Genomic DNA, 21,489 nt, shown 5'->3' with positions numbered 1-21,489 from the left:
ACCAGTGTCGTCGAGGGCATCAACAACACCATCAAGGTCATCAAGCGTCGGGCTTACGGGTACCGCGACGAGGAATATTTCTTCCTCAAAATCCGTGCCGCGTTCCCCGGTAATCCGCGATGAACCATATTTTTTTGAGATGAAGGCTTGCCGAAAGAAATCCGCTCGACTAGACTGCACTTCGTCTTTGGGGAGTAGCCTGCTTTCCGTCCCCGGAAAGCGAACGCGTCAACACACTCGGCCTGTGGCCGTGGCGCGTTCGGCCTGATCGGCTTGGCGAGACCATGGGCGCATCGCGTCGTTCCTGGTCGGACGTCGGCGGATGCGCCATGGTTCGTCAGCGTCCGACCACGGAGTCCCCATGTTCCCCACCGTCTTCTCCCCGCGCTCCCCCGCCCGCCGGGCACGTGCCTGCGGAGGCGCCGCATGACCTTCATGTTCCTCGAACTGGCGTTCATGCTGATCGTCATCCTCATCGCGGCCGAAGTCTTCACCAATGCGCTCGAACATCTCGGCGAACGCCTGAAGATTTCCGAGGGCGTCACCGGTTCGCTGTTCGCGGCCGTCGGCACGGCGCTGCCCGAAACGATGGTGCCGCTGCTCGCCCTGGCCGGCGGCACGGCGAACCAGGCCGTGAACGAGGAAATCGGTGTCGGCGCGATTCTCGGCGCACCGCTGATGCTCGCGACGCTCACCACGTTCCTGATGACGCTCGCCGTGATCCGCTCGCGCGGGTTGCGCGGCACGATCGCGCCCGAACGCACGGGCTTCGTGCGCGACATGAACACCTTCCTCGCCGCGTTCTCGCTGGCCACCGCGGCGATGTTCGTCCCGCATCACAACTGGGCCGTGCGCGCCCTGCTCGCCGCGATGCTGGTCGGGCTCTACGTGATGTACGTCGTGCTGACGTTCCGCGCGTCGACCCGGCTCGTCGATGCCGGGCACGGCACCGAAGCACCGCATGCGATGTTCCTGTCGCGTCTCGGCCTGCCGACCCATCTCGCGACGATCGTGCTGCAGTTGCTGATCGGCCTCGCGCTGCTGGTCGGCGGCGCGAAGGGCTTCATTCACGGCGTGGAAGGCGTGTCGCACGCGCTCGGTATCTCGGCGCTGCTGCTGTCGCTGATCATCGTGCCGATCGCGACGGAGTTGCCGGAGAAGGTCAACAGCGTGCTGTGGATCCGCCGCAAGAAGGACACGCTCGCGTTCGGCAACATCACCGGCGCGATGGTGTTCCAGGGCACGCTGCTGCCGGCGATCGGCATCATGCTGACGCCGTGGGAGCCGCGCCCCGAAGTGCTGACCGGCGTGATCATCACGCTCGCGGCGGCCGCGTGGCTGCGCTTCAATGCGCGCACCCGCGGGCTCGCGATCTGGGCGTTGCTCGCGAACGGCGCGGGTTATGCGGGGTATCTGGTCCTGACGCTGGGGCGCTGAGCTGGCTCACCCGGCACACGCCCGCCGGCCCGGCGCGAACGATGTCCCGCCGCGCCGCGTACCCGCGGGCGATTCAGATGCGCGCCTGGTTCACTCGCTGCGACAGTTGTTCGGCGCTTTCCTTGCGCTCGCTGTACCGGTCCGTCAGGTACGCGCCGACGTCGCGGGTGAGCAGCGTGAATTTGACCAGTTCCTCCATGACGTCGACGACCCGGTCGAAATACGCGGACGGCTTCATCCGGTCGTCGTCGCCGAATTCCATGAACGCCTTCGCGACGGACGACTGGTTCGGAATGGTCAGCATGCGCATCCAGCGCCCGAGCACACGCATCTGGTTGACCGCGTTGAACGATTGCGAGCCGCCGCTGACCTGCATGACCGCGAGCGTCTTGCCCTGCGTCGGCCGTACCGCGCCGACCGACAACGGGATCCAGTCGATCTGCGATTTCATCACGCCGGTCATCGCGCCGTGCCGCTCGGGGGAGCACCACACCATGCCCTCCGACCATTGCACGAGTTCGCGCAACTCCGCCACTTTCGGATGGTGCTCGGGGGCATCGTCGGGCAACGGCAATCCGGACGGATTGAAGATCCGGACGTCGGCGCCCATGGCCGTCAGCAACCGCGCCGCCTCCTCGACCAGCAGCCGGCTGAACGAACGCACGCGCAATGATCCGTAGAGCAGCACGATGCGAGGCGGATGCGTGGACGAAAGCGCGGGCTGCAGCCGGCTCGCGTCCGGTACGCGAAAGAGCGAGGCATCGATTTGCGGCAGGTCGTTCAGGCGGTCAGACACGCTTGCCCTCCGCATCGATCACGATTTCGCCGTCTTCCTTCGCAAACGGCCCCTTCTGCGGATCGGGCAGGATATCGAGTACCTGCTCGGACGGGCGGCACAGCCGCGTGCCGAGCGGCGTGACGACGATCGGGCGATTGATCAGGAGCGGGTGGGCGACCATGAAGCCGATCAGATCGGCGTCGCTCCATCTCGGATTGTCGAGATCGAGCGCTTCATAGGGTGTCCCCTTGCGACGCAGCACGTCGCGAACGGGAATGCCCATCGCCGCGATCAGCGCGCGCAGTTCCGCTTCGCCCGGCGGCGTTTCCAGATAAAGCACGACGCGCGGCTCGACGCCGCTGTTGCGGATCATCGCCAGCGTGTTGCGCGACGTTCCGCAATCGGGGTTGTGATAGATCGTGATGTCGGTCATTTCCGGATTCCTGAATGATGTCACGCGCGCTCGTACCAGCCCTTCGAACGGTTGACGACGCGCACGACGAGCAGCATGACCGGCACCTCGATGAGCACGCCGACGACGGTCGCGAGCGCTGCGCCGGAGTGGAAGCCGAACAGGCTGATAGCCGCCGCCACGGCCAGTTCGAAAAAGTTGGATGCGCCGATCAACGCCGACGGGCATGCGATGCAGTGCTTCTCGCCGACGACGCGATTGAGCCCGTAGGCGAGCGCCGCGTTGAAGAACACCTGGATCAGGATCGGCACCGCGAGCAGCGCGATCACCAGCGGTTGCTTGAGGATCGCCTCGCCCTGGAACGCGAACAGCAGCACCAGCGTGGCCAGCAGCGCGGCGATGGACCAGGGGCCGATCTTCGCCATCGCGCGGTCGAACGCCGCCTGCCCGTTGGCGAGCAACAGCCTGCGCCACGCTTGCGCGAGGATCACCGGGATGACGATGTAGAGCACGACCGACGTGAGCAGCGTCGCCCACGGCACCGTGATGGCGGACATCCCCAGCAACAGCCCGACCAGCGGCGCGAACGCGATCACCATGATGCTGTCGTTCAGCGCGACCTGCGACAGCGTGAACAGCGGATCGCCGCCCGTCAGCCGGCTCCACACAAACACCATCGCCGTGCACGGTGCGGCGGCCAGCAGGATCAGGCCGGCGATATAGCTGTCGATCTGGTCGGCCGGCAGCATCGGCGCGAATAGCTGCCGGATGAACAACCAGCCGAGCAACGCCATCGAAAACGGCTTGACGAGCCAGTTCACGACGAGCGTGACGCCGATCCCCCGCACGTGCTGCCGAACCTCATGCAACGCACCGAAGTCGACCTTGACGAGCATCGGCACGATCATCACCCAGATCAGCAGCCCGACGGGCAGGTTGACCTGGGCGTATTCGATGCGGCCGATGCGCTGGAAAAGCCCCGGCTGCGCCAGGCCCAGCGCGATGCCGAGCACGATGCAAAGCGCCACCCAGACGGTCAGGTAGCGCTCGAAGAATCCGATGGCGGGCTTGACTGCCAACGCCTGCGACGGGGCCGCGTTCGAGCCGGTCATGTGCGATCCCCGCAGCAGGCGGGCGCCGCCGGCACGCCGCAGGCCGCGCCGGCGCAGCAGTTCTCGGTCAGGAACCCGACGAGGCCGCTCATCGATTCGAAATTCGCCGCGTAATAGATGAACCTGCCGTCCTGGCGCGCGGTGACCAGATCCGCATGCGACAGATCCTTCAGATGGAACGACAGGCTCGAGGGCGACAGCCCGATCTGCTGCGCGATCGCGCCGGCCGGCAGTCCTTGCGGCCCGGCAACGACCAGCGCGCGAAAGATGGCCAGGCGCGCTTCATGAGCAAGCGCGCCCAGGGCGCGCACGACGAGATTGGAGTCCATGGCGCGAAGGATAGCGCCATCATTTCGATATTTCAAGTATTGTTGAAATGATGGTGGATCGCTATGCCAGTCGCTCGTCCACCTCCAGCACGGCCCGCACCGCCGGCCGCGCGCGCACCCGCTCGTACCACGCACGCAGGTGCCCGTACCGGGTCAGGTCGATATCCGCGTGGTACACCGAGCGCATCCAGTCGGCCTTGCCCCACCCGGTGAGCGCGAACAGATACGCGTCGGCGACCGTGAACGTATCGCCCGTCAGGAACGTCCGGCCGTCGAGCTGGCGGTCGATCCATGCGAAGCGGCTGTCGAGCTTCGTTCTCGCCGGGTCGACGTACTTCCCCGCCTGCACGGCATACAGCAGCGGGATGAAACCCTTGTGGATCTCGGTGCCGAGGAAGTTGAGCCATTCCATCAGCCGGTAGCGCGCGAGCGTGCCGTAGGCCGGCGCGAGCGCGGCTTCCGGGCGCTGGTCCGCGAGATACTGCGCGATCACCGGCCCTTCGCGCAGCACCGTGCCGTCGTCGAGTTCGAGCAGCGGCACGTAGCCGAGTTCGGTCACGTCGTAGTAGTTGCGGCCGTCTTCGACGACATGCTTGCGCGCGTCGACCTTGACGATCTCCGCGTCGATGCCGCCTTCGCGCAGCACGATGCAGATCGTCTGCGAACAGCTGCCGGGAGCGTGATAGAGCTTCATGTGTTTCCTTCGTGAGTTGTCCATGTATCGATTCGCCGCGACGCGGGCGCTAATATCTCGCATCGGCACACGGCTGAGAAGACGGCAGTCGTTTGTGCCGTAGTCACAAAAAATTTACCGACCAGGATCGAGCACGATGAAAACGAGTGCGACAGGATGTTCCGTCGAAGAAGCGATGCGCCTGCTCGGCGGCCGCTGGCGGCTGCTGCTGGTGTCGTATCTGCTCGACGGGCCGCGACGCTTCAGCGACCTGCGCCGCGACATGCCGGGCATCTCGCAGCGCATGCTGACGCTCGACCTGCGCGCGCTGGAAGACGCGGGGCTCGTATTGCGAACCGTGTATCCGGAAGTGCCGGTGCGGGTCGAGTACGAGCTGACCGCCGACGGCGACCGGCTGCGGCCCGTCGTCGACGTGATGCGCGAATTCGGGCTGTGGCTGAAGGCACGCGATGCCGATGCGTCGTGCGACACCGACGTGACACCGGGAGCGGCAGCCGCGATCGAAACGGCCCTCCATTCAAACCGATAACTCCTACTCTCTTACGCAGGAATCCACATTCATGGAACTTCACGCCACCGTCGGCGCGGCGACGTCCGATCTCGACGACGACGAAAGCTTCGCCAACATCTATTGTCACGATGCGGAGCAGAACTATTGCTTCTCGCTGTTGCGCTTCCCTGAGGACGCGCTGATCGAAGTGATGGTGCACGACCAGATCAATACGAGCGTCAAGGATCTGTCTGTACGCCTCACGGACACCATGATCGACGTCGAGCTCGAGCCCGCCGTTGCCGCGCGGCTCGACGGCCAGACGCGCTACGTGATCCATCTCGCGCCGGGCCAGTACGATCCGGTCAAGCTGCGCGCCGCGCTGAAGGAGATCTTCGTCGGCAAGAGCGGGGTTCGCGACGACAGCACGGGCGGCTAACGGCTCATTCGAACGATCATCGTCGCTTTTGCAAGCTGATGATCGTGCGCGGCGAAGCCGACGACCGCCGGCGTCGCGTCACGCTCGACCGGCAGCTTCGCCACCTTGAGCGCGGTCAGCGTGATGACGTAGCGATGTGTGTCGCCCTGCGGCGGGCACGGACCAAGATAGCCGGCGTGGCCTGTGTCGTTCTTCATCAGGACGGCGCCCGCCGGCAGCCGGGAAGTATCATTGCCCGCACCGAGCGCGATGCCGTGAGCCGACACCGGTATGTTGGCAACGACCCAATGCCAGAACCCCGATCCGGTCGGTGCGTCGGCATCGAACATCGTCAGCAGGTAGCTTTGCGTCCCCTCGGGCTCACCGCGCCATTGGATGGACGGCGAAACGTTGTTGCCGTGACACCCGAAACTGTCGGACACATGTGCATCAGCGAACGTGCGACCGGCCAGTTCCGCGCTATCGATCGAGAAGCCCGCGGCGCGCGCCGTGCCGACGGCGATCAGCACTGCACAGAGGGCGAAACCGGCTTCGAATGTTTTCATTTTCATTGAGCAACTCACCAGTGAGCAGGATCGGAACGGGCATTCTTGCGTTCGCGAGGATCCGCAACAAGGCGAGTAACGGTACTGGTATCGTGGCTACCCGGCGGCGCCCGGCACGCCTGCCGCTGCACGACGCGATGACCGATGCGTCCACGCGCCGCCATGTGGTCGCGGGCGACACGGTGGAGGTGATCGACGCGAGCGACGATTTCCAGTGGCTGAAGGTGCGGTATCGCAATCCGCACGCCGGTGCCGTGCAGGGCTGGGTCGGCGTGAAGGAAGCGATGGGAAACTGAATCGCGATAAGAGACGAAAATCCCCGATCGACCCAGAGAAATTTAAACAGGTACAGAAAGAAACATTTTTACAGAACGCACTCGGCTGTACCGAACACACGTCGGCCGACATGTCGCGAGCGCGTTCGCCTCCCCGGGAAAATAACGGGTTGCGCCAGATGCGATGTTCTTCTATATCAGTAAATATTCGCTTTGTCGTGCAGCCCGGGAGATGGCTCGAATCACGAGGGATTGTCGTGAAGGCAAGACCCACAAATCGATCCGAAACGATTGGCCTGCCTCAGGGTTCGGCAGAAGCGGACTAGAAATACAGAATCGATAGGCTTCGACAAAGACTGAAAAGAATCACACAAGCGGCTTGAGACCAAGGGGACTTGCCATGCGCAATATCGAAGCGGCACTGATCGCGGTGATCCTTTGCGTACTTTCGACTATCGCCCCGGCAGCCGATCTAAGTTACATCCCGTTCACCAAAACAGCGATCACGAATCCGATTAATGCAACTTCCGCGGTCATTGCATTCAAAAATGCAGCAAAAAACGATGCCGCTCTTGCGACCGAACTCGACAGTGTCGCGTCTTCGCTTGCCGTCGTGTTCGTTCCAGGAATTCTGGGCTCGGCGCTCGAAGATACTGCCAACCAGAAGATGATCTGGGGCAACATGAGTCTGCCCTATCTAGCGACGCACTACGACGATTTCATCAAACAACTTGCCCTGCCGCCAGCACTCATCGACGAGAATGCCAGTAGCGCCATCCGGTCCACTGTCCTTGAAGGCATGGCGGGTATGGATTTCTATGGCAAGGCACTTCGACAGATGAAGCAAGCCACGAGCGATCTGCATGTCCAGTTTCTGGCCTGCGGTTACGACTGGCGTCGAGATATCCGGGCAGGCGCACAGGAACTGGATCGATGTATCAACAGCTTGCCGCGAACCAGTCGCATCATCATTGTCGCGCACAGCATGGGCGGACTCGTCTCATGGCAATGGGCCATGCAGCACGCGCACGACGCCGCGCCGAAGCATCAGTTGATGCAACTCGTCACGCTCGGCTCTCCGCTGGTCGGAAGTTGCGAAATCGTCCGTATGATCGAACAGGGCTATGTGCAGCCGACGGTGGGAGACAAGGTCGCCGCAGATGACCAGCCTCGCCCCATGCTGTCCGAAGGATTTGCGACGCTCCTCAAGACGATCAAATCCAACGTCACCAATAACGTAACCTCGGAGCTCACGCAGAGTGTTCGCCCGCTCATACTAACCTGGCCGGGCGCAATCGAACTCACCCCTCGCCCATCTGATCGCGCTGCGGATTTCATTTGCCTCCATGTCCCACGCCCGGGTCGGGATATGGCGGACACTAAGAACGTCAGCTATTACGATCCTGCGTTCTGGGCACTCCCGGTCGGACACAGTCTGCTCGGCGACTACCCGCTGCCTCCGCAATACAAGGACGTACTCGCTAAAGCACGCGATTTTCGCAGTCGCTTTGATGCCGACCGACTCAATGTCCCCGTCTGGCTTTACTACTCGATCTTCTACGAGGTTCCTAACCAGCGCGAAACGCTGGTCGATGAGCATCAGACGACAATTCTCGGACAATCCAGTCGCAGCAAGGACGGCTGGGAAACCGTGCAGGGCGACGGTCGCGTTCCGATCACGAGTGCAAACCTCGCATCCGCGCCGCAAGACATGTTTTCTTATACCCATGGTCTGTTGAGCCCTCATGGCGACCTGCCTGCCGATTCATTCTTCCAAAGCGACTTCTTCGACACGCATCTACCAAACATACTCGACACGCTCATCGCCACGACAATGGCGAACGAGAGCGCCGGGCATCCACAATGGATTTCGGCCTATGTCGCCGCAGGAGGCTCAAGGATCGACGCATCCGCGGTTCAGACAGCGCTGTCGCCCGCAAGCACGGGTTCCAACTCATCGATTCAGCCCGACGCGTCGACGCAGTTCGCCGTCGACACCGCAAATCGCTTCAACGCACTCGTCTGCGCGGCACGACCATGCGCCAACACTCTCGATGCCGCGCTGGCGAACATCAGGGCCAAGCCGCCGCAGCTCAAGACACTTGCGGCCGTGATCAATTTCGACGGGGCGGCGCGTACACTCGACAAAACAAATCCGGATTTCGTCTTTGCTCAAGGGCAAAAAGGGATCGCGCTCGCCGAACAAAAGGACTGGCTATCGGCCGCCAATTCGCTGGAACTGGCGATCGACGCCAGCCACAGTATTCAAGCAAAATCCCCTGTCGAAAGACCCAAGCTCGCCGCGCTGACCGATCAACTCACGGCCACCAAGGCACGAGCGCTCTACGAAGCAGGGTATTGCCAATCCGCATCGCCGTTACTGAAGACCGCCGCTGCGTACGACACCTTTGCCAGCAACGCACTGAAACAGCCGTGCAACGACAGGGCGGGTGTGCTCTTCTGCTTCGACTCGGACGACTACTGCAGAAGAAAGTAGCGCCCACACGCTGAGGCGATAACGCGCTGGCATAAGCTTGCCAGCGCCTCTCCCACATATTGAACGCTCGGCGTCCCATTAATAGGGATGCCTGTTCAAATGTTGACGCACGTCACCTCACGGCTCTAACGTTCGCCCCAACGCCCTTCGATTCGGCCGCCCCGCTCGCGAGCGCCGGCCGGGCACAGAACACAGGAGACAACCGTGGCCCAATCCGCGTCACGCACCCACGCGAACCTGCCCGAGCGCTCGACCGCGCACGACCGTACCGCCCCCGAATCCGCCGTCCGCCCGGCCGCGACCACGCCACCGAGCCGCAAGCGCCTGCTGATTCTCGCGCTGCTGTTCGTCACGGTCGTGATCAACTATCTCGACCGCAGCAACCTGTCGATCGCCGCGCCCGCGCTGTTCAAGGAACTGAACATCGATCCCGTCCGCGCGGGCCTCGTGTTCTCCGCATTCGGCTGGACCTATGCGCTGATGCAGATCCCGGGCGGCTGGCTCGTCGACAAGGTGTCGCCGCGCGTGCTGTATGCGGGCGCACTCGCACTGTGGTCGGCCGCGACGCTGTTGCTCGGCTTCGCGGGCTCGTTCGTCGGGCTGATCGTGCTGCGTCTCGCGGTCGGTGCGCTGGAAGCGCCGGCCTACCCGATCAACAACCGCGTGGTCACGACGTGGTTCCCGACCCGCGAACGCGCAAGCGCGATCGGCGGCTACACGTCGGGCCAGTTCGTCGGCCTCGCGTTCCTCACGCCGGTGCTCGCGTGGCTGCAGGTGCATCTCGGCTGGCACATGGTGTTCGTCGCGACGGGCCTCGCCGGCATCGCGTGGGCCGCGGTCTGGTATGCGGTGTATCGCGAGCCGCGCGCGTTTCGCGGCGTCAACGCGGCCGAGATCGCGCTGATCCGCGACGGCGGCGGCCTCGTCGATCTCGAGGACCGCGTCGCGGCGCGCAGCGAACGCGCGCCGTCGACGTGGCGCGACCTCGGCGTCGTGCTCGGCCGGCGCAAGCTGTGGGGCATCTACCTCGGCCAGTTCGCACTGAACTCGACGCTGTGGTTCTTCCTCACGTGGTTCCCGACCTACCTCGTCAAGTATCGCGGGATGGATTTCATCAAGTCGGGCTTCCTCGCGTCGCTGCCGTTCCTCGCCGCGTTCGTCGGCGTGCTGTGCTCGGGCGTGCTGTCGGACTGGCTGATGCGCCGCGGCGCCTCGCAGGGCTTCGCGCGCAAGCTGCCGATCATCTCGGGGCTGCTGATCTCGACCTGCATCATCGGCGCGAACTACGTGACGTCCACCGGCTGGGTGATCGCGTTCATGACGATCGCGTTCTTCGGCAACGGCTTCGCGTCCATCACGTGGTCGCTCGTGTCGGGGCTCGCGCCCGCGCGGCTGCTCGGCCTCACGGGCGGTGTGTTCAACCTGATCGGCAACCTGTCCGCGATCGCGACGCCGATCGTGATCGGGTTGCTGGTCGACGGCGCGGACTTCTCGCGCGCGATCACCTACATCGCCGCGATGGCGCTCGCGGGCAGCCTGTCGTACGGGTTGCTCGTCGGCAAGGTCGAACGCATCGACGCATGAGCGCCGCAGGGGCGGCACACGCGTGCCGCCCCTGCTCGACCACTGCCCGCGTGCCGCATCAGAACCGCATGAACCCGTCGCGCGAGAGGTCGTGCGGATTGCCGGCCACGTAGTCGAGCGCGCACGCGTCGGTATCGATGCCGACGGTCAGCAGCGTTTCCCAGCGCTCGGTGTCCGGCATCGACGGATCCGGGTGGAAGCACACGACGGCCGCGTCGCCGGCCGCACCGCACATCGCCGCCGCGCGTTCGCGCACATCGGCGCTCGTCATGTCCGTCACGACATCGTTCAGGTGCGCGAAGCGCTCGCGCGTGGTCGAGCTGTCGGGCATGCATTCGCCGCCGCTCAACGCGTGATCGAGGAAGTGATTCGTATGCAGCAGCCAGCCGTCCGGGCGCGGCACGACCACGCCGACACCCGACGGGCTCAGCTCGATGCTTGCCGCGCGCGGGTGCGCGTCGTGCCGCGTGAACACGGTCAGCACCGTCGATGCGCTCACGCGCGCGGTGCGCGCGAGTTCGATCGCCTCCTGCACCGTCGTCGCGTCTTCGAGCAGGCGCCGTGCGATCGCATGCACGGGCACGCCCGCGCTGTCGTTGTCGCTCGCGTGATGCAGGATGTTGAAATGCAGCCCGAGCCCCGCGCCGTTCACACCGAGCTTCGCGAGCATCCCGAATTCGGTGAACAGCTTGACGGTGCGGCCCTGCGGCGTCGCGAACTGCATCAGCAGCCCCTGCGGCGCGAGGCTGTCGTGCCAGTCCCACGTCTGCAGCGTGCGCGGTGCGTGCGGGCCGGCCGGCGCGTAGACGGTCGTCGAGCATTCGCCTTCGGCCGATGCGGGCGCGGTCGCCAGAATCTCGGTGCGCGCGTTCAGGCACGCGAGCTGCCAGCGCGGCAGGTCGACGCCGTCGGCGATCGACTCGACTTCGGCGGCCAGGCGCGGGCACCATGTGTCGAGCGCGGCCAGGCTCGCTTCGCCGATCTCCCGCGCGCGCTGCGGATCGATGCCGAGCTTCGGGAAGAACGCGAGATAGCGCGCGACCGTCTCGCGGATCGCCGGCGCGAAGCGCGCGCCGATCAGGCGGCCCCGCTCGCGCGGATCGGTGATGTCGGTCGCGAATGTGTGCAGCTTCAAGATCAAACCTCCTGGGTCGAATGAGATCCGGGCCCGCGCGGCCCGGACCACGTTACGTTATGCGAATGAATCGGAACGTGCCGGTCGTCAGAACGCGTAGATGAACTGCATCCCCGCGAGGTCGTTGCTGCGCGCGTACGTGCCGTTGCTCTTCAGGAACACCGGATGGTTCGCCGCGTCGTGGCGGTACTCGACCTTCACGGTAATCTGCTGCGTGGGATAGAACAACAGGTCTGCCGTGATCGCGTAGCGCTGCGCGCCCTTGCATTCGGTGCCGTTCGTCGCCGAACCCTGGAAGCACGACGGATCGATGCCGAAGCCGCTCGTGCCGTTCACCGACGGGTTGCCGCCCGCGAGCCCGTACTGGATGTTCGTGCCGCCGCCGCCGTTCGACGTGTTGTTCAGGTAGTCGAAGCGCAGCGTCGCGCCCATGCGGCCGACCCACGACGTCGTCCACTTCGTATGGCCGAGCAGCGACATCCCGTACCAGCGCGCGGTGCCGCCGTTCCAGGCGCCCTTCTGCAGCTCGCCGTAGTCGACCTGCGCGTTGACCTGCGTCTTGTCGTGCGTATAGGTCATGTCGGCTTCCACGTACTTGTAGAGGCCAGTCGGCGACGAGCCGTTGCACTGGTAGCCGTAGCCGCCCGCCACCGCGCACGGCGAGAACAGCGACTGCCGGCCGAGCATCCCGGAAATGCCGAAGTCGAACGCCGTCGACGTCGCGTTGTCGAAGCGCGCGGTGATCGTCGGCGTCCAGTTGGTCTTGGTCGTGTTGTTCGCCGCGTTCGCGATCGCGCCGGCCGTGCGCAGCACCTCGTTGCCGATCACGACCTGCCAGAAGCGCGTCATCGCCGCATTGGAGCCTTTCAGCCCGATGCCGATCAGGTTGCCCGGCTCGCTGAAGTCGTACAGCAGCCCGTGCGTGAGCGTGAGCATCTGGTTCGACGGCTGCATCTCGTAGCCCGCGAGGCTCGGCATCATGCCGATCTCGAACGTGCGCGTCGTGCTGAGCGGCACGTTCACCTGCGCCTGCGTGACGATGTTGTTGCCGATGCCGCCGTGCGAATTGCTGAACACGTTGCCGAAGCCGCGGTTCGGCTGGATCACGATCTCCGCCGACGGCGCCATCGGGCCCACGCCGAAGGTCTTCTTGATGTCGAGGTACACGTCGCCGATCGTGCTGTTGTAGTAGTCGTACGCGCCCGGATCGTGATTCAGGAACTGGAAGCCGGACGTGCGCTGCGCGCGGTTGAACAGGTAGACGGGATCGACGTAGCCGGTGATGCTCAGGCCCGCGAGCGGGCCGGTCGTCGCGGCTTCCTGCAGCGAGTCGACCTTCAGCGACGCGTTCGCGATCTGTTCGCGCATCTGCTGCAGGTCGTCGTTCGTGAAGGCGGGCGCCGCATCGGCTGCCGGCGCAACGGCTGCCGCCGTATTGATCGTGCCGATCTTCGCGCCGCCGGATGCGGCCTGGGCAGGCGTTGCGGCGCCGGCGGGTTTCGCGGCCAGCATGCTCGCGCGCAGCTCGTTCACCTGCTGCTGCAGCGCGGTGACCTGCGCCTGCAGCGCCTTCATCCTGCTTGCATCGGTCGCTTGCGGTGACGTGTGCGCGAACGCCGAAGCCGCTTCGAACGCGAGCAGGCACAGCGCCGTCATGTGTTTGATTTTCATGTTGTCGGTGGTCGTTGGGGACGCGCGCGCCCCCGCCCGCCGCGATCAGCGGCGGGGCGCGCGAAAGGTAGGCGGGAGTGCGGGGAACGGCGGCCGGCTTACTCGGTCTTCAGCTTCGTCCAGAGACGGTTCTGCAGACGCATCAGCTCGGGCGGAACCGGCTTGCTGACGTTCAGCTTGCGGATCACGTCGGCGGGCGGGAACACGGCCGGATCACCCGTCACTTCGGCGCGCACGAGGTGCCGCGACGACGGCACGGCCGACGGATACGACGTGTCGTTGGTCAGGTTCGCGCTCTCCTTCTCCGACAGCACGAAGTTCACGAACTTCAGCGCGGCGTCCGGATGCGGCGCATCCTTCGGGATCGCCATCATGTCGAACCACATCGCGCTGCCCTCGGTCGGGATCACGTACTTGATGTGATACGCCTTCTTCGCGGCAGCCGCCGCGATCCGCGCGGAGTTCACGTCGCCCGACCAGCCGAGCGCGAGGCAGATGTCGCCGCCCGCGAGATCGTTGATGTAGCTGCTCGAATTGAACTGCGTGATGTACGGCCGCACCGTCTTCAGCAGCTCGTATGCGGCCTGGTAGTCGGCCGGGTTCGTCGTGTTCGGATCCTTCTTCAGGTACATGAACGCCATCCCGAACGCATCGACCGGCGAATCGAGCACCGACACGCCGCAGTGCTTCAGCTTCTGCGCGTACTTCGGGTCGAACAGCAGCGCCCAGCTGTCGAGCGGCGCGTCGTTGCCGAGCGCGGCCTTCACCTTCTCGACGTTCATCCCGAGCCCGTCGGTGCCCCAGGTCCACGGAATGCCGAACTGGTTGCCCGGATCGTCCTTCGCGAGCACCTTCATGATTTCCGGATCGAGCAGCCCGTAGTTCGGCACCTGGCTCTTGTCGATCCTGCGGTAGAGGCCGGCCTGCAGCTGCCGCGCCCAGAAGATGTCGGACGGCACGACGACGTCGTAGCCCGACGTGCCCGACAGCAGCTTCGCCTGCAGCGTCTCGTTCGAATCGAACTCCTGGTAGACGACCTTGATGCCGGTCGCCTTCTCGAAGTTCGCGATCGTCGCCTTGCCGATCGAGTTGCCCCAGTTGTACACGTTGACGACGTCAGCCGCGTGCGCGACCGGCGTGCCCGCGCACGCGAACCCGCCCAGCGCGAGCGCCGCGCATGCCGTCCTCAGATGGTGTTTCCAGTCCCGTGCCATGCTTTCCTCCGTCGATATCATGATCCGTTCGCGATGAACGGGGTGTGCTTCGGTCCGGAAAAATGTAGCCAGAGGAAATTGGCCGGTCTGCCCTGCCAATAGGGGGACACGCCGCACAATCGGCGCATCCGGTTCCGGCCGGATGCGCCGACCCGCGAGCACGGAAGCCATCCGAAAGCCTCCGTCACCGCGTCGTCAGCCGGGATGCCCGGTCAGGACGCCTGCAACCCCGTGCGCGCACCGAAATCGTCGCCGACGTGCGTGATGCGGCCGCCCATCATCGTCAGCCCGACGTCGATGCGGCCGATGTCGTACTGGCCGACCTCGAACAGGTCGTGCTCGAGCACGACGAGATCCGCGCGCTTGCCGGGCGTGAGCGAGCCGACCTCGTGCTCCATCCCGAGCTGGTACGCACCGTGGATCGTGTATGCGGCGATCAGCTGCGGAATGCTCAGGCGCTCGGCGATGTCCGGGAACACCGGCGCGTCGGGCTCGCCCGCTAGCTGGCGCGTGTGGCCCGACTCGATGTGTTCGAGCGGCTTGTGCTGGCAGCGGCACTGGCACGCGAGGCCGTCCATGCCGATCGACACCGTCACGCCTTCGTCGAGGAACGTGCGGAACTTGTACATGTTGCTCCAGCGTTCGTGGCCGTAGTGGTCGCGCAATTGCTCGGTGTACGCGTCGACCACGCCCCACTGCAGCTGCGTGTTCGCCATCACGCCCGCGCGGCGGAAGCGCGGGATGTCGTCCGGATGCGTGAGGAACGCGTGCGTGATCACGTGGCGGCGGTCGCGCGGCGGGTTCGAGCGGTTGACCGCGTCGAAGCCGTCGAGCGCCATCCGCACCGCTGCGTCGCCGACGCAGTGGACCATCACGTTCGCGTTCGCGCGATCGGCTTCGACCAGATAGCGGTTGAACGTGTCGGCCGGCATCGTCGGCGCGCCGCAGGTGTCGGGGCGGTCCGCGTACGGTTCGAGCAGGTACGCGGTGTGGTTCGCCTCGGTGCCGTCGAGGAACAGCTTCAGCGCGCGCGCCTTCACGAGCGGCGAATCGTACTGCTCGCGATACCGGATCAGCGTGCCGACCGGGTCGTCGATCTCGCCGATCACCGCGACGCTGCCGACCACGCGCAACTTCAGGTCGCCCGCACGCTCCATCGTCTGCAGCGTCTCGTACAGCAGCGACTGGTCGCCGCTCGCGTCGAAGAAGCCGGCGTCGAACACGGTCGTCACGCCGGCCGCGCACAGCTTCTTCTGCCACGGCGGAATCGACTTCAGGTACAGGTCGATGCCGGTCGGCAGCAGGCCGGCCGCGCTGATCCGCTGCAACAGCAACGAATACGCGGCGCCGTCGACGATCAGGCCGGTCGGCTCGCCCGTCGCCGCGTCCTTCTCGAACCAGCTCGCGCCTTCCTGCACGGGCGGCGTCGACGCGTCGATGCCGGCGATCTCCAGCGCCTTCGAGTTCACCCACATCGAATGGAAATCGGTCGACAGCAGGCATACGGGGCGATCCGCGCAGATCGCGTCGAGCGTCTCCTTGCGCAGCATCGCCGGCGGAATCGTCGCCTGCACCCAGCCCATCCCGGTGATCGCTGGCTCGTCCGGATGCGTGTCGACGTAGGTGCGCAACGCGTCGAGCACCTTCTGCGGATCCTCGTAGTTCACGAACGCCTGGAACGCGAACGCGGTCGTCTCGAAGTGCCAGTGCGACTCGACGAAGCCCGGCAGCACGAGCCGGCCGGCCGCATCGACGACCTTCGTCCGCGCGCCGACGTATGCCTGCACGGCCGCCGTGTCGCCGACGAAGACGATCCGGCCGTCGCGCACGGCCACGGCCTGCGCCCACGGCTTGTGCGGATCGACGGTGTAGACCTTCGCGTTGATCAGAACGAAATCCGCCGGCGTCGCGGCGGCCTGCGTCGGTTGAATCTGCATTGCCTGTCCTTTGTGGTCATCAGGTTTTCGAAGCGCTTTCACTATAGGCAGACGATTGGCACCGGTATGCCCCCCCGCCAAGGGGGCTTTCGCGAATTCCGGCCTCCGAATGCACGGTCTTGTCATCGTTTTGGGGACAACGCGCGAAATCCGCGGGGTTGATCCGGTGGATTCCCGGCTGACGCGGGCGCGACGTTCGCGTAACGTCCTACTGTCCCTTGACCGCTCCCGCCCGACCATGCGACTTCTCCAGCCCGACCCGGCCGCCCGCGGCCACTTCCTGATCGGCGTGCGCCCCGACTCGCTCGGCGCGACGCTGCGCGCGGTCGGCACGCAGGATTTCGTCGGCGCGGTCACGGAGTTCGTCAACGACAGCATCGACGCCGACGCCGTGCACCTCGAACGCTGGCGCGCGGACACGGGCAGCACGTCGGGCTTCGTCGTCGAATGGCTCGGCAGCGGCAGCCTGCGCTTCGCGGCCGATACGCTGCGCGTGATGGACATCTACTACCAGGACTACTGCCAGAGCGACCCGCTGGTCGCGCCGCTGCGCGGCAAGGCCGGCACGCTGCTCGTGCAGCGGCACGTCGACGGCATCGCGCAAGGCGAGTTCCGCCGGCGGATCTTCGACGAACCGGGCATCGTGCAGGAATGCATCCTGGTGCACGGCAACGCGCACCTGCAGTACGCACTCGGCCTCGCGCGCTCCGGCGGGCGCGCCGCGTTCACGACGGACGAACTGTTCCACTTCCGCCAGATGGTCGACCTGCTGTTCCCGATGTTCGAGCTGCATGCGCGCACCTGCGCGGCGCGGCGCGTGGCGGCGGTGTCGGTGAACGTCGAATCGCAGGCGAGCTTCGACGCACGCCTCGAACGCCAGGACGTGCAGCTGTCGCGCCGCGAGCACGAGATCTGCCGGCTGATGCTGTGCGGGCGCTCGGTGCCCGAGGCCGCGCAGCAGCTCGACGTGAAACTGTCGACGGCCGAGTCGTACGTGAAGCGCGCGTTCGCGAAGCTCGGCGTGCGCACGCGCCGCGAGCTGTTCGACTGGGTGCTCGTCGACGGCTGAGCGCGCCGCCCGCGTGCCTACGCGGCGAGCGCCGCCGCCTTGATGTTGAACGCGCGCAGCAAGTCCTCGCAGAACGCGTCGACGATCGGCTTGTCGCTCGTGCTGCGCTTCATCGCGAGATGCAGCGGCACGTCGAAGCTGAACGTCGCGCGGCCGACGGCCTTCACGAGCCCGCGCTGCTCGAACGGCTCCGCGTAGTGCGCAGGCAGGTAGCCGAGATGACCGCCCGACAGGATCAGGATCGTCGCGGCCTCGATGCTGTCCGCGCTCGCGGTCACGCGCCGCTCGGGCAGCGGGTACTGCTCCTCGGGCACCGGGTAGGTGCGCCACACCCAGTCGTGAAGCTGCAGGTCGTCCGCCGTCACGGGCCGCGACGCATGGAACAGCGGGTGCCCGCGCCCGCAGTAGATCACCTGCTGCTCGGTGAACAGCGGCGTATAGAGCAGGCCCGGCACGCGATGCCAGAAATAGCCGATCGCGAGATCGAGCTGGTTGTTGACGAGGCTCTCCTCGAGCTCCTGCGGCGACGCGACCTTCATCGAGAACGTGACGGCCTGGTCGCGCTTGCGGAACGCGCCGATCGCCTCGGCCACGCGCGCATTCTCGACGAGCGGCGCCTGGCCGATCAACCCGATCGACAGCGTGCCGACCAGCTTGCGGTCGATGTCGCGCACGCGCGCGACGAATTCAGAGGTCGCCGCGACGAGCGTGCGTGCGGTGGCCGCGAAGCGTTCGCCCTTCGACGTCAGGCGAAACCCGCCGCGGCCGCGATCGCACAGCTTGAAGCCGACACGCGCCTCGAGCGCCGACAGCTGCGTGCTGATCGTCGACTGCCGCACGCCGAGCGATGCCTCGGCGGCCGTGATGCCGCGTGCATCGACGACGGCCAGAAAGACCCGGATGAGCCGGAGATCGAGATCTGAAGTATTCGAGAACATGCTTCAAGCCGCTGCGCGAATGCGCGTTGCCCGGCCGGCCCGACGCGCTTCACGCGCGCCGCCCGCCGACTTCGCCGATGAACCGAACCCGACACGCACCGCCATCGGCAGCAGCGCGCGTCGCAACCCCGTCACTTCGATGCCGCCGCGAGCGAGCGCTCGATGCCGAACACGGCCGGCCGCAGCCGCCCGTAGCAGAGGAACGCCACCGCGCACAGCACGATCGCCGCGATCAGCGCCGACTGCGTGCCGACACTCTCGATCAGCGAACCGCCCGCGACCGAGCCGACGCCATAGCCGAGCGCGACGCAGCCCGGCGACAGCGCGGCCGACTTGCCGATCAGGTCGTACTGCGGAATCGTCGCGTAGATCAGCAGCGCGCCGCCGGTCCAGCAGCCGATGAACACGACCGCGCCGAGCGTGAACGTCGCGACCGACGCCGGCATCGCGAGCAGCACGGCCGCGACCGCGCAGCCGCCGAGGTTCACGAGCGTCCAGCGGCGCAGGCCGGCGCCCGCGCCGAGCTTCGGCATCGCCGCGCAGATCACGAGGCTCGCGACGTTCGCGATACCGAGCACGAGCGACACCGACTTGCCGCTCAGGCCCGCATCGGTGCCGATCTTCTCGAGGAAGGTCCACACGACGCCGACGCCGCCGTACAGCGCGAGCTGCGCGCACAGCACGAGCATCGCGCCCTTGCGATCGATGCGGCCGGCGACACCGGCCGGCGTCGGCGCGGCCATCGTCTCGCCGCGGCGGAACAGCGGCGTCGCGAGCACGAACATGCCGAGTACGCACGCGACGAAGCCGAACACGCCGTGTGCGCCCCACATGCCGCTCAGCGTCGGGAAGATCGTGGCGAGCAGCGCCATGCTCCACATCACCTGCCCCATCAGCATGATCCCGAGATTGCGTTCCGGCGCGCGCGAATACGACAGGTAGCGCAGCGCGATGCCGTTCAGCCCGCCCGAGCCGACGCCTGCGATGAACTGCAACGTCGAATAGGCGACGAGCCCGTGCGTCGCGAGCGTGCCGAGGTTCGCGCCGGCCGCGAGCGTCACCGCGCCCGCGAGCACGAGCCGCACCGGCTGGCGGCCGAGCACGAATGCGACGAGCAGCGTGCCCGTCGATTCGCCGAGCACCTCGATGAAGCTCGACAGCCCGAGCGCCGCCTCACCGAAGCCCCAATGGCGCTCGACCTGCCCGACGATCGCGGGCAGCCCGAGAAAGACCGTCGGCCCGAGGATGCCGAGCAGCAGCATCACGACGACGAACCGCGCGTTTTCCTGTCGCGCGTCATCCTGCAGATTCACAACGTTCATGCGATGTCTCTCTCCGTGTCCGCGGCGCGGACCGTCTCCTCGCGGGAGCTTGGTATGGCGGCGGCCCGGCCCGGGCCGCCGTGTCGCTTACATCGGGAAGCCCATCGCCTTGAGGCCGCTGATCCACGCACGCTTCCAGCCGCCTTCGGCGTCCGCGCCGTCGAACGCATGGAACGTGATCTTCGCGGCGACCCAGCGCATCGGCTCCGGCGGGATGTAGCTCGGGCTCTGGTTCGCGATGTCGAGCTTGCGTTCGGGGCTGTCTCGGTCGAACAGGATGTTCAGCCCCATGAACGCGCCGAACCGGCTCGCCGCGACGCCGAAGCCCGTATAGCCGGCGACGAATACGGCCTTGTCGCCGAGATAGCGCTTCGCGAACACCGAGCCGCGCGAACAGTAGTCGATCGGGCCGCCCCACGCGTGCGAGAAGCGCACGTCGCTCAGTTGCGGGAACGTGCGGTAGAACGCTTCCGCGAGCCGGTAATAGGTTTCGCGCCGGCCGTCCTGGCGCGGTTCCGGATCGCCGTCGAAGTGATAGCTGACGAGGCCGCCGAAGATGATGTTGTTGTGCTTCGTCAGCCGGAAATAGTTGAGCTGCGTACGCGTGTCGTACACGCCCTGGCGATTCTTCCAGCCGATCCGCGCGAGCTGCTCGTCGGTCAGCGGCTCGGTGGCGAGCACGTGGTCGCGCACCTGCATCACGCGGCGGTTGATGTCGGGAATCCCGACCTTCGCGGTGCCGCTGCCGAACACGACGCGCGGCGCGCGCACGCTGCCCTTCGGCGTCTTCACGAACACCGTGCTGCCTTCGTCGGTCACGGTCGTGAGCGGCGTGTGCTCGTATAGCTTCACGCCGAGCGACAGCGCCGCGCGCTTCAGCCCCCACGCGAGCATTGCCGGATGCACGATGCCGCTGCGGTTGCGCGACCACAGCGCGCCCGCGAACAGCGGCGAATTCAGTTGTTCGAGCGTTTCGTCGCGGTTCAGCAGCACGACGTCGTGGCCGTACTCGCGATGCAGGTCGTAATCGCCCTTCAGGTGGGCGACGTGCTCGGGATCGACCGCGACCGTCATCTCGCCGTTCCATTCGATGTCGGCGTCGATGTCGTAGCGCTTCAGCGTTTCCTCGAAGCCATCGAGGTTGTGATGACCGAACGTCTCGAGCTCCGCGATGTCGTTCGGAAACACGCGCACCGCATTCGGCAGCCCGTGCATCACCGACGTCGAGATGATCCCGCCCGCGCGGCCCGATGCGCCGTGCGCGACCTTGCCGGCCTCGATCAGCACCACGTTCAGGTGCGGCATCTGTTCCTTCGCCTGCACGGCCGACCACAGCCCCGTGAAGCCGCCGCCGACGATCAGCAGGTCGGCCGTCACGTCGCCGACGAGTTCCGGCTCGGCGGCCGGCGCGGCCGGGTTGTCGAGCCAGTACGGGAACAGCTTCGTATTCGCGAGCGCCGCCTCGACGCCCAGCGCGATCGGCGCGTCACGCAGCGCGTGCGCCTGCACCGGCGCGGTCTGTTTTGCTTCGTTGACTTCCATTTCCATGATCCCAGCCATCACACGCGAAAAACGAAACCGCCGCCGGGTTCGCGTCGCACGGACGACGAC

20 protein-coding genes, 1 pseudogene and 1 riboswitch are annotated in these 21,489 nt (G+C 65.9%); of the genes and pseudogenes, 8 read left to right on the top strand and 13 right to left on the bottom strand.

Annotated features, from left to right (window positions below; translation table 11 throughout):
* Together DIE03_RS37025 and DIE03_RS37020 are read left to right on the top strand one after the other, a co-directional pair.
* On the top strand, nt 1-123 hold a 123-nt coding region (locus tag DIE03_RS37025; protein WP_143329487.1), incomplete at its 5' end, for a transposase.
* A 54-nt stretch (nt 124-177) separates the two neighbouring features.
* Nucleotides 178-345, top strand: a riboswitch (yybP-ykoY riboswitch).
* An 81-nt stretch (nt 346-426) separates the two neighbouring features.
* Nucleotides 427-1,437 (top strand): sodium:calcium antiporter, encoded by a 1,011-nt coding sequence (locus DIE03_RS37020; protein ID WP_124456988.1) that lies wholly within the window; start codon nt 427-429, stop codon nt 1,435-1,437.
* Between the two features lie 73 nt (nt 1,438-1,510).
* Here DIE03_RS37020 and arsH read toward each other — a convergent pair whose 3' ends face one another.
* From arsH to DIE03_RS36995, 5 genes are all read right to left on the bottom strand, one after another.
* The gene (arsH, locus tag DIE03_RS37015; protein WP_124456987.1) at nt 1,511-2,233 is read right to left on the bottom strand and encodes an arsenical resistance protein ArsH; all 723 of its coding nucleotides are present in this window, start codon (nt 2,231-2,233) and stop codon (nt 1,511-1,513) included.
* A complete protein-coding gene (gene arsC / locus DIE03_RS37010; protein WP_124456986.1) occupies nt 2,226-2,648 on the bottom strand; it encodes an arsenate reductase (glutaredoxin) in 423 nt (140 codons plus the stop codon). Before arsC ends, arsH begins: the two co-directional genes overlap by 8 nt.
* Nucleotides 2,649-2,668: 20 nt before the next feature.
* Nucleotides 2,669-3,739 carry an ACR3 family arsenite efflux transporter gene (gene arsB, locus DIE03_RS37005; RefSeq protein WP_124456985.1) on the bottom strand — a complete coding sequence of 357 codons (1,071 nt, stop codon included), beginning with the start codon at nt 3,737-3,739 and terminating at the stop codon, nt 2,669-2,671.
* Nucleotides 3,736-4,068 (bottom strand): helix-turn-helix transcriptional regulator, encoded by a 333-nt coding sequence (locus tag DIE03_RS37000; protein ID WP_124456991.1) that lies wholly within the window; start codon nt 4,066-4,068, stop codon nt 3,736-3,738. The genes arsB and DIE03_RS37000 overlap by 4 nt, the downstream gene beginning before the upstream one ends.
* A 61-nt stretch (nt 4,069-4,129) precedes the next feature.
* Entirely contained in the window at nt 4,130-4,762 is a 633-nt protein-coding gene (locus tag DIE03_RS36995) for a glutathione S-transferase C-terminal domain-containing protein (RefSeq protein ID WP_124456984.1), read from the bottom strand.
* Between the two features lie 136 nt (nt 4,763-4,898).
* On the opposite strand from DIE03_RS36995, the gene DIE03_RS36990 reads away from it, so the two are divergent.
* Together DIE03_RS36990 and DIE03_RS36985 are read left to right on the top strand one after the other, a co-directional pair.
* On the top strand, nt 4,899-5,291 hold the full coding sequence (locus tag DIE03_RS36990; RefSeq protein WP_124456983.1) for a helix-turn-helix domain-containing protein: 393 nt from the start codon (nt 4,899-4,901) through the stop codon (nt 5,289-5,291).
* A gap of 31 nt (nt 5,292-5,322) precedes the next feature.
* On the top strand, nt 5,323-5,691 hold the full coding sequence (locus DIE03_RS36985; RefSeq protein ID WP_124456982.1) for a hypothetical protein: 369 nt from the start codon (nt 5,323-5,325) through the stop codon (nt 5,689-5,691).
* On the opposite strand, the gene DIE03_RS36980 is transcribed toward DIE03_RS36985, so the two are convergent.
* Nucleotides 5,688-6,236 carry a YbhB/YbcL family Raf kinase inhibitor-like protein gene (locus DIE03_RS36980; protein WP_260435010.1) on the bottom strand — a complete coding sequence of 183 codons (549 nt, stop codon included), beginning with the start codon at nt 6,234-6,236 and terminating at the stop codon, nt 5,688-5,690. The two genes, DIE03_RS36985 and DIE03_RS36980, sit on opposite strands and share 4 nt — an antisense overlap.
* A 101-nt stretch (nt 6,237-6,337) precedes the next feature.
* Between DIE03_RS36980 and DIE03_RS36975 the strand changes: the two are divergent.
* The 3 genes and pseudogenes from DIE03_RS36975 to DIE03_RS36965 form a co-directional block, all read left to right on the top strand.
* A pseudogene (locus DIE03_RS36975) lies at nt 6,338-6,532 on the top strand (hypothetical protein); the annotation flags it as partial.
* 379 nt (nt 6,533-6,911) lie between these two features.
* Entirely contained in the window at nt 6,912-9,008 is a 2,097-nt protein-coding gene (locus tag DIE03_RS36970) for a lipase/acyltransferase domain-containing protein (RefSeq protein WP_124456981.1), read from the top strand.
* A gap of 204 nt (nt 9,009-9,212) precedes the next feature.
* Nucleotides 9,213-10,592, top strand: a complete 1,380-nt coding sequence (locus DIE03_RS36965; RefSeq protein WP_124456980.1) for an MFS transporter — start codon at nt 9,213-9,215, stop codon at nt 10,590-10,592.
* A 58-nt stretch (nt 10,593-10,650) separates the two neighbouring features.
* Here DIE03_RS36965 and DIE03_RS36960 read toward each other — a convergent pair whose 3' ends face one another.
* The 4 genes from DIE03_RS36960 to DIE03_RS36945 form a co-directional block, all read right to left on the bottom strand.
* Nucleotides 10,651-11,727: a C45 family peptidase gene (locus tag DIE03_RS36960; RefSeq protein ID WP_124456979.1), complete on the bottom strand. Its 1,077-nt coding sequence runs from the start codon at nt 11,725-11,727 to the stop codon at nt 10,651-10,653.
* 87 nt (nt 11,728-11,814) lie between these two features.
* Nucleotides 11,815-13,398: a DUF3138 family protein gene (locus tag DIE03_RS36955; RefSeq protein WP_124456978.1), complete on the bottom strand. Its 1,584-nt coding sequence runs from the start codon at nt 13,396-13,398 to the stop codon at nt 11,815-11,817.
* A gap of 98 nt (nt 13,399-13,496) precedes the next feature.
* A complete protein-coding gene (locus tag DIE03_RS36950) occupies nt 13,497-14,612 on the bottom strand; it encodes a polyamine ABC transporter substrate-binding protein (protein WP_124456977.1) in 1,116 nt (371 codons plus the stop codon).
* Nucleotides 14,613-14,824: 212 nt separating this feature from the next.
* The gene (locus DIE03_RS36945) at nt 14,825-16,549 is read right to left on the bottom strand and encodes an amidohydrolase (protein ID WP_124456976.1); all 1,725 of its coding nucleotides are present in this window, start codon (nt 16,547-16,549) and stop codon (nt 14,825-14,827) included.
* 238 nt (nt 16,550-16,787) lie between these two features.
* On the opposite strand from DIE03_RS36945, the gene DIE03_RS36940 reads away from it, so the two are divergent.
* Entirely contained in the window at nt 16,788-17,618 is an 831-nt protein-coding gene (locus tag DIE03_RS36940; RefSeq protein ID WP_124456975.1) for a helix-turn-helix transcriptional regulator, read from the top strand.
* 17 nt (nt 17,619-17,635) lie between these two features.
* Here DIE03_RS36940 and DIE03_RS36935 read toward each other — a convergent pair whose 3' ends face one another.
* The 3 genes from DIE03_RS36935 to DIE03_RS36925 all read right to left on the bottom strand — a co-directional run bounded on the left by DIE03_RS36935 (nt 17,636) and on the right by DIE03_RS36925 (nt 21,426).
* Nucleotides 17,636-18,556: a LysR family transcriptional regulator gene (locus DIE03_RS36935; RefSeq protein WP_124456974.1), complete on the bottom strand. Its 921-nt coding sequence runs from the start codon at nt 18,554-18,556 to the stop codon at nt 17,636-17,638.
* A 131-nt stretch (nt 18,557-18,687) separates the two neighbouring features.
* Nucleotides 18,688-19,878, bottom strand: a complete 1,191-nt coding sequence (locus DIE03_RS36930) for an MFS transporter (RefSeq protein WP_124456973.1) — start codon at nt 19,876-19,878, stop codon at nt 18,688-18,690.
* An 87-nt stretch (nt 19,879-19,965) separates the two neighbouring features.
* On the bottom strand, nt 19,966-21,426 hold the full coding sequence (locus DIE03_RS36925) for an FAD-binding oxidoreductase (RefSeq protein WP_124456972.1): 1,461 nt from the start codon (nt 21,424-21,426) through the stop codon (nt 19,966-19,968).
* Nucleotides 21,427-21,489: the final 63 nt, after the last annotated feature.

The organism is Burkholderia sp. Bp8992 (assembly GCF_003853705.1).
In the GTDB taxonomy this organism is placed as follows: domain Bacteria; phylum Pseudomonadota; class Gammaproteobacteria; order Burkholderiales; family Burkholderiaceae; genus Burkholderia.
This window is presented reverse-complemented; position numbering and strand designations above follow the sequence as displayed.